Origin of the sequence: Psychrobacter sp. 1Y1 (assembly GCF_051847395.2) — a bacterium.
In the GTDB taxonomy this organism is placed as follows: domain Bacteria; phylum Pseudomonadota; class Gammaproteobacteria; order Pseudomonadales; family Moraxellaceae; genus Psychrobacter.
In genome coordinates, this window is sequence record NZ_JBPYDF020000001.1 from 3,067,364 (window position 1) to 3,081,411 (window position 14,048).

The 14,048-nt window shown below is 43.3% G+C and carries 10 protein-coding genes; 4 read left to right on the forward strand and 6 right to left on the reverse strand.

The annotated features are described in order from the left end of the window. The first annotated feature begins 84 nt into the window (after positions 1–84). From ACS8FA_RS26890 to hemJ, 3 genes are all read left to right on the forward strand, one after another. The gene (locus tag ACS8FA_RS26890; protein WP_165597886.1) at positions 85–591 is read left to right on the forward strand and encodes an SCP2 sterol-binding domain-containing protein; all 507 of its coding nucleotides are present in this window, start codon (positions 85–87) and stop codon (positions 589–591) included. Between the two features lie 245 nt (positions 592–836). Next, positions 837–2,000, forward strand: a complete 1,164-nt coding sequence (gene bioB / locus ACS8FA_RS26895; protein WP_439266565.1) for a biotin synthase BioB — start codon at positions 837–839, stop codon at positions 1,998–2,000. Between the two features lie 40 nt (positions 2,001–2,040). After that, positions 2,041–2,475: a protoporphyrinogen oxidase HemJ gene (hemJ, locus tag ACS8FA_RS26900; RefSeq protein WP_102090486.1), complete on the forward strand. Its 435-nt coding sequence runs from the start codon at positions 2,041–2,043 to the stop codon at positions 2,473–2,475. A 108-nt stretch (positions 2,476–2,583) separates the two neighbouring features. On the opposite strand, the gene ACS8FA_RS26905 is transcribed toward hemJ, so the two are convergent. The 6 genes from ACS8FA_RS26905 to ACS8FA_RS26930 all read right to left on the reverse strand — a co-directional run bounded on the left by ACS8FA_RS26905 (position 2,584) and on the right by ACS8FA_RS26930 (position 11,177). Further along, positions 2,584–3,222, reverse strand: coding sequence for a hypothetical protein (locus ACS8FA_RS26905; RefSeq protein ID WP_102090480.1), 639 nt, complete (start codon positions 3,220–3,222; stop codon positions 2,584–2,586). Positions 3,223–3,485: 263 nt separating this feature from the next. Beyond that, the gene (locus ACS8FA_RS26910; protein ID WP_101206065.1) at positions 3,486–3,977 is read right to left on the reverse strand and encodes a hypothetical protein; all 492 of its coding nucleotides are present in this window, start codon (positions 3,975–3,977) and stop codon (positions 3,486–3,488) included. Between the two features lie 118 nt (positions 3,978–4,095). Next, the gene (gene rph / locus ACS8FA_RS26915; RefSeq protein ID WP_101206066.1) at positions 4,096–4,812 is read right to left on the reverse strand and encodes a ribonuclease PH; all 717 of its coding nucleotides are present in this window, start codon (positions 4,810–4,812) and stop codon (positions 4,096–4,098) included. Between the two features lie 181 nt (positions 4,813–4,993). Beyond that, the gene (locus tag ACS8FA_RS26920; protein ID WP_102090482.1) at positions 4,994–6,793 is read right to left on the reverse strand and encodes an AMP-binding protein; all 1,800 of its coding nucleotides are present in this window, start codon (positions 6,791–6,793) and stop codon (positions 4,994–4,996) included. Positions 6,794–7,302: 509 nt separating this feature from the next. Further along, a complete protein-coding gene (locus ACS8FA_RS26925) occupies positions 7,303–9,030 on the reverse strand; it encodes an AMP-binding protein (protein ID WP_201572724.1) in 1,728 nt (575 codons plus the stop codon). A 353-nt stretch (positions 9,031–9,383) separates the two neighbouring features. Further along, complete coding sequence (locus ACS8FA_RS26930) at positions 9,384–11,177, reverse strand: vWA domain-containing protein (RefSeq protein WP_414559759.1); 1,794 nt, start codon at positions 11,175–11,177, stop codon at positions 9,384–9,386. A 457-nt stretch (positions 11,178–11,634) separates the two neighbouring features. Here ACS8FA_RS26930 and parC point away from each other — a divergent pair, with 457 nt between their 5' ends. Next, positions 11,635–13,941 (forward strand): DNA topoisomerase IV subunit A, encoded by a 2,307-nt coding sequence (gene parC, locus ACS8FA_RS26935; RefSeq protein WP_439266561.1) that lies wholly within the window; start codon positions 11,635–11,637, stop codon positions 13,939–13,941. Positions 13,942–14,048: the final 107 nt, after the last annotated feature.

The window sequence follows — 14,048 nt, forward strand, 5'->3', positions numbered from 1 at the left end:
TTTATAATCCAGTTATATATTTGTCATAAAAACTGGTATAAAGTACGCTTTATTTTTATGCCTCATTTTTTTAGGAGTTCTGCTATGTTTACTGTTCCTGTATTAGATATCAAATCTGATCCATTAGATGCTTTATTGGCTGTTGTTGGCTATCGTTTGTCTATGTTAGCTGATAGCGATAACGAAGATGTCAAAGCATTATTCGCTGATCGTCAAGTTACGATTGAGTTTGCTAGTACTGAGTCTGATATCGCCCGTTCTTTTAGCTTTGACAATGGACAATTCAGTCAACAAAGCGGCCATGCAAAAGAAGCCGATTTGACCATCACTTTCAAAGATTCTATGACTGGCGTTAGACTGCTAACCAAAGGTAGCTTGCCTGCCTTTATGACTGCTGTACAAGAAGGTAACTTGAGCATTGAAGGCGACTATAGCTTAATGATGTGGTTCAACAAACTTGCTAAGCATATCGTTCCAGCTATCCCAGAAGAGTGCAAACCATATATTCAAAAAGCCAAACCTTACGCTTATAAAGCACAGAAACTTGCTGAGCATTGGGTTGGTATCGCCAAGCACAAACTTGGCAAATAAAAAGAATGATGCACTGAGCGATAGGCATTGGTAGAATGGATGATATAGAACTAGATAGCCAAACGTATAGTTACTATTTATATGCGCTACTGTGACAATTATACATACTGTCTAGCAGTGTTCTGATTTTCTAAAAAGGTTGCGGTATACTATACGGCAACCTTTTTTGTTACCTTATAAATGACAATAGATAAAAACATTGGTTTTATTTAATACCCTCTAATTCTTATAAAAGGACTTACCTTATGGCAGGATTGCTTAGCATCTCCGAACCTGACGCCACTCAGCCAACTGATGTAGCCACTCAGCCAGATACGATCAACAGTGATTTTTTGGCCAGTCTAGCCACAGACGCAACTCAAACTGATAGTAAAGTTGCCACCACGTATAGCCGTGAAGAAATCGCGCAACTGTTTGATTTACCTTTGATGGACTTGCTGTTACAAGCACAGACCATCCATAGAAAGCATTTTACTGCCAATGAAGTACAAATCAGCACGCTACTCTCTATCAAAACGGGCAACTGCCCCGAAGATTGCGGCTACTGCTCGCAGTCAGGTCATCATCGCGACACTACCAAACTACAAGCAGAAAAACGCATAGAAGTTGATAAAGTCATCGCAGCGGCCAAACGCGCCAAAAACAGTGGCTCATCGCGCTTCTGCATGGGTGCCGCGTGGAAACACCCAAGTGCTAAAGACATGCCTTATGTGGTTGAGCTGATCAAAGAAGTGAAAGCATTGGGACTTGAGACTTGTATGACACTGGGTATGCTTGATACCAATCAAGCAACGCAGTTGGCCGATGCAGGGTTAGATTACTACAACCATAACCTAGATACTTCGCGCAGCTACTACGAGCAAGTCGTCAGCACGCGTAGCTATGATGAGCGTTTAGATACGATAGAAAACGTGCGTAACTCTGGCATTAATGTCTGTAGTGGCAATATCGTTGGTATGGGTGAGAGCCGTGATGACCGCATCGATTGGGTACTTGAGCTACTAAAAATGCCAAAAGCGCCTGAATCAATTCCAGTCAACTTACTGGTGCCTATTGCAGGTACACCAATTGGTGACAAAGTACTGGCCGAAGGTCAACTGTCTGTACTTGAATGGATTCGTACTATTGCGGTCGCCCGTATTTGCTGCCCGACTAGCTACGTGCGTTTATCTGCTGGCCGCGAAAGCCTGTCAGATTCTGAGCAAGCGTTGGCATTTATGGCAGGTGCTAACTCATTCTTTTATGGTGACAAGCTTCTTACTACTGGTAACGCCAGCCAGTCAGGTGACGACAGACTCATGCGTGAGCTTGGCCTAACCAAACAGTTTGCCGCACCAAGAGCGCCTAAAGTACTGCCTGTAATGGATGCGATGAATGGTCATCAAACACAAGTTGTATTGGCAGATTAAGCCCACGCTAAAAAATACAAGTTAAGCAAGAGAAACTATGATGGCAGATTATTTTAACTGGATTAAAGCCGCGCACATTATCTCGATGGTCTGCTGGTTTGCAGCGATATTTTATTTGCCGCGCCTGTTCGTCTATCATGCGATGAGCGACGATAGCATCAGTCATGAGCGCTTTGCCATTATGGAGCGCAAGCTGTATCGCGGCATCATGACACCCTCGATGATAGCGACATGGGTCTTTGGTCTATGGATGTTGGGGCTGGGCTGGGATGTGTACAAAACCCAAGGTTGGCTACACGTTAAATTGCTCTTAGTCGTGCTACTCTCAGGCTATCATGGTGCTTGCGGCTTTTATCGTAAAAAGCTGATCGATAATCCACATTATAAAACGCATAAGTTTTGGCGCTGGTTTAATGAAGTGCCTGTCTTCGCCTTAGTTATTATCGTGATTCTAGTCGTGGTAAAACCGTTTTAGGTTCAGAAAAACCATCTAACCTGCAAAAAAGCGTCCGTAACTTCAATGAGTTGCGGACGCTTTTTTATTCAATTATAGAACATGTTGTCAAACTGGAAATATCAAACACTAAACACTAGGGCGCATAATTTGATAAACATTACTTAAATCGTAAACGCGGTAACGAGCTGGTTCACGGCGATTTTCGCCAGCATAGCTCAGTATCAATGCTTGCTTGGCATGCTCATCGACCCAACCGACAAACAGGCCGCTATGCTCGACGCCATTGTAGCCATGGTTAATATAATAGAGCCAGTCGCCTGCTTCAATCTCGCTGCTACTAGCATAGGGCCCTTGCGCATAAGTGCCTTTGTGTATGGTATTACGCAATACCCCTGCCCGATTAAATACAGCATTTAAATAGTCCCAGCAGCCACCCTGAATAATCGTGCGCTCGTTAAGTGCCATTTTGCGGGCGGTACTGACCACCTCACGTGCTGCCATACTACTCTGCGTCTCTGCATTGCTCAGCAGCGGTAGGTACTCGCTATCAACATTGTCATAGCTGCCTGATAAAAACGCCGGTAAGACTGTAGGCGCTTGACGTGTTACCTCAGGATAACGATAGAATGTATTCGTCGTTGATTGAGCTGATTTCTGAGCGATAAGCATACTCATACTATCTGCATGGGCTTGCCCTACCATGCCGCAGGTAAATAGTAATAAACCGCTTGACGCGGCGACTGACGGTATAGACAAACGCAGCATGACTAACTCCTTGTCAATCAGATCTCAATGACAGTGTCGATAATAGTAAGAATGAACTTTATAATCCTACTTATAAACCATTTGCGCACAAATCTGCAAGCACTATTCGCCTGCGATAGGTGATAGACGGTATAAGTATACTGATGAATGACAATATTGGGGAGATGCGCTAAGTGAAATTTAAAACGATATTCGAATTAGAAGTTTGGATAGCACAAAGATAATAGCTATGCTTTCATAAAGTATAAAATTGAGAAAAGATACTAATTACTCTTCATTTTGATATTTACATGACGTTTCGTTAGCGCCTGCCCTTCTAAGATAGCTTTCGCAGCTTTTGCTTCTTGAGCACTCTCGAAACCAGTAATATGATATTTGCGCACGTCACTGCTATCGACAATCTGTAATTGCTCGCCAATCAGCGTTATCTTATCACCATCCGTTAAATGAATATGCTCACGCTTACCTAGATTGTCATGGACCAACTCGCCAGCCCTTACCCATAATGTGCCACTGCTAATCATACCGCTCATGGCTTTTTTATGCTGTTGGCGCTTTTTATTAAAAATGAAGCTACCAATGATAAGCAGGGCAAGCGCACCGATGGCTAGACGCTCAGGCAATAGGCTCATCGCCATGGCGACTGCGACGGCCCCGACCAATAATGCAGAACCAAACCAAAACATGCCATTATCAGCAGCATTTGATTGCCCTTGTAAGGTGATTTTGGCGCCATCATCAGTCAGCTTTAGCATGTGTTGTTACCTATTAAGTAATGTACGAATATTTTCTATTAAAAAACTGCCTATTAGCAGCTAACAGGCAGTTATTGACACTAAAAACAAAGACAGTGTGTTGTATTTAAACGCTAGTCTACCAACCAAGCGCCGTCTGTTGCATTTTGATCAATTCAGCAATGCCTTTTTCAGCTAACGACAGCATAGCATCTGCTTGTTCACGAGTGAACGGCTTTTCTTCAGCAGTACCTTGTAGCTCAATGTACTCGCCTTTTTGGGTCATCACAACGTTCAAATCGGTATCGCAGCTAGAGTCTTCTTCGTAGTTCAGATCAAGATACGCTTCGCCATCTTTCATACCAACAGAAACCGCAGCAACCAGTCCGATTAGCGGATCTGCTTTGAGTTTCTTGGCTTTTTGGATACTCTCTAGCGCATCGATAAGCGCAATTGCAGCACCAGTGATACTCGCCGTACGAGTACCGCCATCCGCTTGCAACACATCGCAATCTAGATAGATGGTGTTTTCACCAAGTTTACTCAGATCAATCATGGCACGTAAGCTACGACCGATCAAACGTTGAATCTCTTGCGTACGACCTGACTGCTTACCGCGAGCCGCTTCACGCTGATTACGCGTGTTGGTCGCACGTGGCAACATACCATACTCAGCTGTGATCCAACCTTTGCCTTTACCCTTGAGCCAGCGCGGCACACCAGATTCTACACTGGCAGTACATAGTACCTTGGTATCGCCAAAACTTACCAGTACTGACCCTTCAGCATGCTTCGTATAATGGCGCTCAAAGCTGATCGAGCGAAGTTGGTCAAGCTCACGATTGTCAATACGCATAAAAATTCCTAGTACAATGTTATAAAAGCAGTGTCATAAAAATACCTATCAGTTGTCAGTAAACACATTGATAGATATGTAGTCGACTAAAATCTTAAGATATCCTAACGTGACAACGGCGCAATAGCAAGATTCGCTCCTGCCATTACGCCACCGTTATCAACAGAATGTCAGATATAAACTATTCTAACCCTTCCATCTTACGCAATTCCTTACGTAGGATTTTGCCAACGTTCGACTTTGGTAATTCGTCAACGAACTGTATATGACGTGGGCGCTTATAGCCAGTCAGTTGTTTTTTGCCATATTCTAGTAGCTCTTTTTCAGTCACGTCGCCTTTTTTAACCACAAACAGTTTTGGCTCTTCGCCGCGATCATCGTTCGGTACACCAATAGCACCGCATTCTACGACTGCTGGATGCTCACTCATCGCCTCTTCAATTTCGTTGGGATAGACGTTAAAACCAGACACCAAAATCATGTCTTTTTTGCGATCGACAATTTTGATAAAGCCTTTTTCGTCCATGATGCCGATATCGCCAGTTTTTAAGTAACCACTAGCCGTAAAGGATTCAGCAGTTTCTTTCGGACGATTCTGATAACCAATCATGACCTGTGGACCTTTTACGCAGATTTCACCGCGATCGCCCATGGCTACTATATTTTCGTCATCATCAATGAGTACGATATCGGTACTAGGCGCAGGAATACCGATTTTTCCGGTAAATTCTGCAATAGTCATCGGATTAAATGCTACGACAGGTGAGGTCTCAGACAAGCCGTAACCTTCAACGATAGGCAGACCAGTGATTTTATGCCATTCCTTCGCTACGCTAGGTAATACTGACATACCGCCGCCGATAGATGCTTTTAGATTAGAAAAGTCCAAATCAGCAAAGTTATCTTTGTGTACTAAGCCGTTAAACAAAGTATTCACGGCAGGGATAAACGCCGGCTTGTATTTAGCCATCTCTTTGATAAGCCCATCAAGATCGCGCGGATTCGGAATGAGTAGCGAGGCATAACCTTGGTACATGCTACACATACCGCAGACCATAAATGAGAATACATGATATAGCGGCAGTGCGGTCAAAATCACATCTCTACCATCTATATCATCATCAAATGCACTGTTCATCAGCGCACTGACCTGTAGCATGTTGGCGACTAGATTACCATGAGACAGCATTGCGCCTTTCGCTACTCCTGTCGTACCACCGGTATATTGCAGCAAGGCCACATCGCTTAAGTTCAACTCAGGGCGCTGGTACTTACTGGCTGACTCAGCATTTAAGGCATGCTTAAAACTCATGCTATTCGGTATGCTATAAGCAGGAATCATCTTTTTGACATGGCGAGCCACGAGGTTGACCACAGCTCCTTTAATCGTACCTAGCATATCACCAATGGTACACACGACTACATGCTCTACCTGACCTTTGTCTTCGGCATCTTGATACGTTTTGGCAAAGTTTTCAACGATAAATAGCGCTTTCGCACCACTGTCATGCAACTGATGTGACAGCTCACGGCTGGTGTATAGAGGGTTTACATTGACCAACACCATCCCTGCACGAATGATACCCAAAGCAACTACTGGATACTGCAAGACGTTGGGCATCATTACCCCAACTTTATCGCCTGCGACCAGTCCTATTGACTGCAAATAGCTAGCAATCTGTCGGCTATATAGATCTAATTGCTTAAAAGTAATCGATGAGCCCATGCAGATATAGGCAGGTTTTTGACCATAACGGCTAAAATTACGCTCGAACACATCAAGTAGAGAGGTATTGTCTTCTGGCATCTCGATAGTAGCATCGATGCTATAGCGCTCATAAGCGCTCAGCCACGGACTATCACTGTCGATGGTCGGCATAGTAGGAAACGCATTGCTTTGATAAACGTCGTTAGTAGTATTGGCTTTATCATCAGTTGCAGCGCTATTATCTGTCGTTTTTTTATTAATATTATCCGTCATAATTTTCCCTAAATGTTACTGTTAAAAACATTGAATATGCTAATGGAAACACCATTTTTTATGATTATTGCTGACAGCAGAAGCTTATGAATAAGAAATAGATAAGTATGATCGGGTTTATCATTCATAAGCTTTGCAAATTAAAGTGTGTTACTGGGTCTATGATAAATAATACTACCACTTAGCACGACCAAGTCGAAAATGATATTTACTACTATGATTTCACTAGTTGTCTTAAGTAAAACTAGTACGATTTTTTGGATAAAAACAAAAATACGTCGATGGGCACTATAGCAGTTTTAATAGATATTCTCTATTAATAGTAGCTGTCATCCGCAAATGTCAAAAGCGATAAAGACAAAAAAATGATAAGACAGCATGGTTGCAGCCTTATCATTTTTGGTTACTACTTTACTTACTACAGTATCTAATCGAGCGACACTTTCACATGTGTCTTTGGTCAATACACGCAGCTATCAAACAACTATCTAGGTGCGTGTATCAGCAAATTAACCGTGGTTTTTTTCTTCAAGTACGCGTAGATCTTTACGCAAAATCTTACCAACGTTCGATTTTGGTAGCTCATCAATAAATTCAACACGACGAGGACGTTTATAACCTGTTAGGTTCTCTTTACCGTACTCAAGAACTTCTTCGGTAGTCAGGCTAGGATCATTACGGACAACATAGATCTTAGGAATCTCACCACTTTTCTCGTCTTCGATACCGATGACGCCACATTCTAAAATCTTAGGATGTCCAGCCATGACTTCTTCGACTTCATTCGGATAGACGTTAAAACCAGACACCAAAATCATGTCTTTTTTGCGGTCAACGATGGTCACATATCCGTTGTCAGCCATGATACCGATATCACCAGTACGGAAGAATCCATCTGCTGTCATGACTTCGGCAGTAGCATCTTCGCGGTTCCAGTAACCTTTCATGACCTGTGGACCACGAACACTAATCTCACCGCGCTCACCAAGTGCTACTTCATTACCTGCATCATCTAAGATCGCCACATCGGTTGCTGGCATAGGGACACCAATAGTGCCAGTGAATGTCTTGCTGTTGCTAGGGTTAGCGGTCGCGACTGGTGATGTTTCAGACAAGCCATAACCTTGAATAATAATATTACCTGTCACTTGGCGCCATTTTTCGGCTGTTGGGCTCAGTACCGCCATGCCACCACCCATCGACTGACGCAGCTTGCTATGATCCATCGCTATAAATTCTTCGTTATTGGCAAGTGCGTTAAACAACGTGTTGACCGCTGGGAAGAACGCTGGTGGATTGGCTTTATATGCTTTTAACAAGCTATCAAGATCACGTGGGTTTGGTACTAATAGCACCACACAACCGCGATACAGACCGAACATACCACATACGGTGAATGAGAAAATATGATACATCGGCAATGCCGTCATAATCACAGGTTGCTCACCTCTTTGATCGAAATCATCAAAAGCGGTGCCCAAAAAGGTATTAGACTGAATTAAGTTTGCCACTAAGTTTTTGTGCGTTAGCATCGCACCTTTCGCCACACCTGTCGTACCACCGGTATACTGTAGGACAGCGATATCATCAAGCGTGATATTGGTTGGGCGCTTATATTTGCTAGCCGTGACTTGCTTTAATGCACTTTTGAAACTAACGCTATTAGAAATACTATAGTCTGGCACCATTTTTTTGACATGGCGGACGACCGTATTGACCATAAAGCCTTTGAGCGTACCCATCAAATCGCCCATACCCGTAATCACGACTTTATCGACCACATTGCGACCGATGTCTTGATAGGTTTTGGCAAAGTTTTCGACCATGATTAGCACTTTGGCTTCTGAATCAGTCAATTGATGCTCGAGCTCTCTGGTAGTGTACAGAGGGTTGACGTTGACTAAGGTAAAGCCTGCACGCAGTACAGCGATGACAGAGATTGGTAACTGCAAAATGTTGGGCATCATGACCGCAACTTTATCGCCTTTGACCAATCCTAATGACTGTAGATAAGCGGCCATTTGACGGCTGTATAAATCTACTTCTTGGAAGCTTAACGATGAACCCATGCAGATATAGGCAGTTTTATCAGCATTTTCAGCGAAGCTTTTTTCGAAAATATCGATAAGTGACGTATTGTCGGCTGGCAATTCAATGTCATACTCCAGACCAAGTTCTTCATACGTTTTTAGCCAAACTTTATCGTCACGACGGGTTAAGTTTCCTTGATTTTCCATAATCTTTTCTCTCCTAGTAATAATACATTACCGTCAACCCACGCCAATCACAGTGTGATAAATATACAAAACGTCAGAGTCTTGCCTATCGTTATGATAACAAGCAAGGCTGCGACATATTTGTATAGTGCTGAGCGAACAATATAGCGGTAAATAGCCCTTTGTTCATTAACATACACACTTTATACATAGTACTCAATACAAAAGATTGCTACACCAGTTCTCAAATAGGCTTGACGCTCAATATCCCTATAAATATCAATATATTAGATTAAAAATCTCAGTCGTACCATTAGAAAATATGACCATTGACTTTTGCTCCCTAATGACCATCCCGACACGATATCTGTTCACTATCGGCTGTTTTTTAGCGCACTCGCCAGCTCAGTCAACGTCACAAAGTTGCGACGAGTACCATTAGTATCGCTACTTGGTCTATCTGCGATACTACTTTTGGCAAGCTTAGTGCTATCGCTGTACTGCCAGTCATTAATATAATCGCTTTGAATCAAGCGTTGACCGAACCCTGCTACTGCCATCGCAAACTGAGTATCGATACTGGCTTTATTTAAAGCGTGGCTAGCTTTATTAATCGGTTGGCTAATCAGTTTAGAGCTACCACCTGTCGGTGCTTTATAACGAATTTTTAGATAGCCAAGCTCATTAGAGTTCTGTTTGTTATTCGAACTAATACTGGCATTGCTAGCAGCATAACGGCGATCGCTATATAACCCTTTTTGTCCTTTTGGAGTTACCTCAAACAAAGCGATAACCGCCTTACCTGCCCCAAGCTCACCTGCATCAATTTTGTCATTATTGAAATCTTCTTCAGCCAGTACGCGATTTTCATAACCAATCAAGCGCCACTCACTTACCACATCGGGATTAAACTCAACTTGGACTTTTACATCTTTAGCAACAGTGTTAAATGTCGCAGCTAACTCATCCCCAAAGACTTTTTTTGCTTCAGTTAAGCTGTCAATATAACTGTAATTACCATTGCCGTTGTCCGCCATCTGTTCCATCATGTGATCATTCAGATTACCGCGACCAAAGCCAACGGTAGACAAAGAGATACCGCGATCGCGATTGGCCTTGACCAAATCTAACATCTCATCGACGTCACTAATACCGACATTAAAATCGCCATCCGTTAACATCATGATTCGATTGATACCATTCTTTTTCAGTCCCTGCTCAGCTTGTCTATAGGCCAATTTCAGAGCATCTTCCCCATTGGTTGAGCCTGAGGCATTTAATCCCTCGATTGCAGCCAATATTTTTGCTTTTTGGTCACCATTGGTCGCAGGCAATGCCACACTAGTACTACCTGAATAGGTCACGATGCTGATACTGTCTTGGGCGCGCATTTGCTCTGTCAACAACTTAAGCGAAGACTGTGCCAATGGTAGCTTATCGCGCGACGACATAGAGCCTGACACATCTACTAAAAATACGAGATTGGCAGGTGGCATAGATTGCTTATCTGTTTTTTGCGACCAGCTACTATCAACGGCTTTGATACCAACTTTGACGATTTTATTATCCTGATCTGCTCTATCCCAAGGCGAGTCCACTACCTCAGTTGATACAACAAACGGGGCACTACCTAAGCGTTTGCCATCATCAAATTGATAGTTAAAATAATTAATCAATTCCTCTACCCGTACGGCACCAACAGGTGGTAGTTGACCCTCGTTTAGGTAGCGGCGCACATTGGCGTAGCTGCCCGTATCGGTATCGATAGACAAAGTGGATACCGCCATATCCGTAGTTCGATGTACAGGATTGGCTGCGTTTTTTTGATAGTTGTCTTTTGCCTCTGGCGTGACTATGATGCTCGGTGATGGGCGTACGATACCTGTCTGTGCCACAGAACGTACCATCATCTGTTGGCTGATGACGGATGACCTCACACTGGGTGACGCCATGATAGACTCTGACACCATTGCTGCATCTTGATTGACTGTGCTGCTTGTCTCGGCCGGTAGCGTTTTGCTCATTTGTGAAGGGCTACAGGCTGTCAATCCTAGACTGGTTATAGCAGTAATCAATAGTACATTTATAGTAGTGTTTTTCCCTAGGTGCTTACTTTCGTTTTTTAGCATTGTAGAGGCAGAAACTTGAGATAAAGGGTCACATGACATAACAGAAATTCCTTATTGTAAGATAATTCAGTAGCGACTTGTCCGTGTCAATATATGGTTAATGCTATTTAAATAGGCAAAGCAGCCGTCTTATTTAGTCTATTAGCTGTCATACTTTCAGTTGTTAATTTTGCATTAAAGCTATTCTGTACCTACTTTCTTTAGACTAATAGTAGATAAAATATCCTAAATAAAAACGATTAAATATTAAGATATTTATTAACCCTATAAAAAACAAATATTAGATTTACTATACTTAACTTGATCTATAAAAGCTATGAATCACCATACTATAAAAGGCCTTTATAAGCGCTTGTTTTAAGCACGTCACGAGATGTCGTATATTCTGACATACGTCTTTTTAATTGGTGCAATATCCTTTACGATAGCACTATCCTATTTGTATGCTTGAACCAATTATCTATACCTATTAAAACTGATAAGTGAATCCTATTTTATGTCTGATGTTATTGATCATACGATCGCCCCAATTATTCCCAATGAGCCGATGGATACTCGTTCAGTCGCAGAGTTCACTGAGCAGGCCTATCTCAACTATGCCATGTACGTCATCATGGATCGGGCGCTACCAAATATCGCCGATGGTCTAAAACCTGTCCAGCGTCGCATCGTCTATGCCATGAGCGAGCTTGGGCTAAAGTCCTCTGCCAAGGCGAAGAAATCCGCGCGTACGGTCGGTGATGTATTGGGTAAATACCATCCGCATGGTGACAGCGCTTGTTATGAAGCCATGGTACTGATGGCTCAACCGTTCAGCTATCGCTATCCACTCATCACTGGTCAAGGTAACTGGGGTAGCCCAGATGATCCGAAATCCTTTGCCGCGATGCGTTATACCGAAGCTAAAATGTCGGCTTATGCCAATACGTTGCTCGCAGAATTGGGACAAGGCACGGTCGATTGGCAAGATAACTTTGATGGCACTATGCAAGAACCAACGACCCTACCTGCCCGCCTGCCTAATATTTTATTGAACGGTACGACAGGTATCGCGGTTGGTATGGCAACCGATATTCCACCGCATAATCTTAATGAAGTGGTACGTGCGGCTATTCGATTGCTTAAAAACCCAGAGCTATCGGTTAAGCAGCTTACCCAATCGATACCTGCACCTGACCTACCGACACCAGCGGAAATCATCACTAGCAAAAAAGATTTGCAAGCGATGTATGAGACTGGACGCGGCAGTTATAAGATGCGTGCCACCTTTCATGTTGACCCTAAAGAAAAAAACCTCGTCATCATTGATGCGCTTCCTTACCAAGTGTCAGGCAACAAAATCCAAGAGCAAATAGCTAAGCTTATGACCGATAAAAAGCTGCCTTGGGTGACGGATATTCATGATGAATCAGATCACGAAAATGCCTGCCGTATCGTCCTTGAGTTGCGCTCAACGCGAGTCGATGTCGATCGTGTCATGAGTCACCTGTTTGCCAGTACTGACCTAGAAAGCAATTACCGCGTCAATATGAATATGATTGGCTTAAATGGTAAGCCGCAGGTCAAAAACTTAAAAGAAGTCTTGGAAGAATGGTTAATCTGTCGCCGCTCGGTGGTCACGCGACGCTTGCAATATCGCCTAGATAAAATCGATAAACGCTTACATATCTTGGCGGGCTTACTGATTGCTTATCTGAATATTGATGAAGTGATTCGCATCATTCGTGAAGAGGATGATCCAAAAGCGACCTTGATGCAGGATTATGACCTGACTGACATTCAAGCCAATGCTATCTTGGATATTCGTTTGCGTCAGTTGGCAAAATTAGAAGAGATTGAGCTGCGCCGCGAGCAAGATGAACTTGCTGCCGAACGTGCCATCATTCAAGAATACTTAGACAATCCAGACAGTCTAACCAATCTGATGATCGATGAGCTTACTGCCGATATGAAAGAACATGGCAATGAGCGTGTATCACCATTAGCAGAGCGTGAAGAAGCGCAAGCATTAAAAGAGTCAGACCTCGTACCAAGTGAGCCGGTCACTGCCATCTTATCGAAAGCGGGTTGGATTCGCGCAGCTAAAGGTCATGATGTCGATGCTGCTGGTATGAGTTACCGCTCAGGTGACAGCTATCAAGCGCACGTGCGCGGCAAATCAAACGAAAGGATTTACGTACTCGACAGTACAGGACGCAGCTATAGTATCGATGCGCATAATTTAGCATCTGCACGTGGTCAAGGTGATCCATTGACTAGCGTATTAAAGCCGCCAGCAGGTGCCAGCTTTGAGCAGCTACTAACGGGTGATAACGAGCAACGCATTATCCTTGCCAGCTCAGCAGGTTATGGTTTTATCAATACCATTGGTAATCTCGATAGCAACCAAAAAGCTGGTAAAAACGTTATTAACTTAGCAACTGATAGTCGCTTGCTCCCTGTTGCACGTATCGACGTACCAGTAGAGACGGCCGCTAATACAGAAGGTGAAAATAGCAATATACGCGTGACACCTGATCATGTTGCCGTTGCAACCAATGCAGGGTATCTACTGATATTTGCCCTCGATGATTTGCCTGAACAAGCTCGCGGTAAAGGGAACAAACTTATCAAACTGAAAGACGGTGAGGAAGTACTTGCTATCACACCACTTAGTCAGCAAGACAGCCTTGTCATTACTGCTGGCAAACGCCATGTGACACTCAAGCCAAATGATTTGGCTAACTATACGGGTGTTCGCGGTAATCGTGGTGGACAGCTGCCAAGAGGCTTTCAGAATGTGACGAGTGTTGAAGTTGGATAACTTAGATAAATCCTCAAACATATTAAACGTTTAGCTCGCATGTTCGTAGTGTTGCATATCATAAACTTCACCCAGCCTACGCGATATCGAATATTTTCTTAGCAAAT

What these genes read in the sequence shown, in the direction of transcription:
- ACS8FA_RS26890 (WP_165597886.1), top strand. Translation starts at nt 85, where the DNA reads ATGTTTACTGTTCCTGTATTAGATATCAAATCTGATCCATTAGATGCT.
- bioB (WP_439266565.1), top strand. Translation starts at nt 837, where the DNA reads ATGGCAGGATTGCTTAGCATCTCCGAACCTGACGCCACTCAGCCAACT.
- hemJ (WP_102090486.1), top strand. Translation starts at nt 2,041, where the DNA reads ATGGCAGATTATTTTAACTGGATTAAAGCCGCGCACATTATCTCGATG.
- ACS8FA_RS26905 (WP_102090480.1), bottom strand. Translation starts at nt 3,222, where the DNA reads ATGCTGCGTTTGTCTATACCGTCAGTCGCCGCGTCAAGCGGTTTATTA.
- ACS8FA_RS26910 (WP_101206065.1), bottom strand. Translation starts at nt 3,977, where the DNA reads ATGCTAAAGCTGACTGATGATGGCGCCAAAATCACCTTACAAGGGCAA.
- rph (WP_101206066.1), bottom strand. Translation starts at nt 4,812, where the DNA reads ATGCGTATTGACAATCGTGAGCTTGACCAACTTCGCTCGATCAGCTTT.
- ACS8FA_RS26920 (WP_102090482.1), bottom strand. Translation starts at nt 6,793, where the DNA reads ATGACGGATAATATTAATAAAAAAACGACAGATAATAGCGCTGCAACT.
- ACS8FA_RS26925 (WP_201572724.1), bottom strand. Translation starts at nt 9,030, where the DNA reads ATGGAAAATCAAGGAAACTTAACCCGTCGTGACGATAAAGTTTGGCTA.
- ACS8FA_RS26930 (WP_414559759.1), bottom strand. Translation starts at nt 11,177, where the DNA reads ATGTCATGTGACCCTTTATCTCAAGTTTCTGCCTCTACAATGCTAAAA.
- parC (WP_439266561.1), top strand. Translation starts at nt 11,635, where the DNA reads ATGTCTGATGTTATTGATCATACGATCGCCCCAATTATTCCCAATGAG.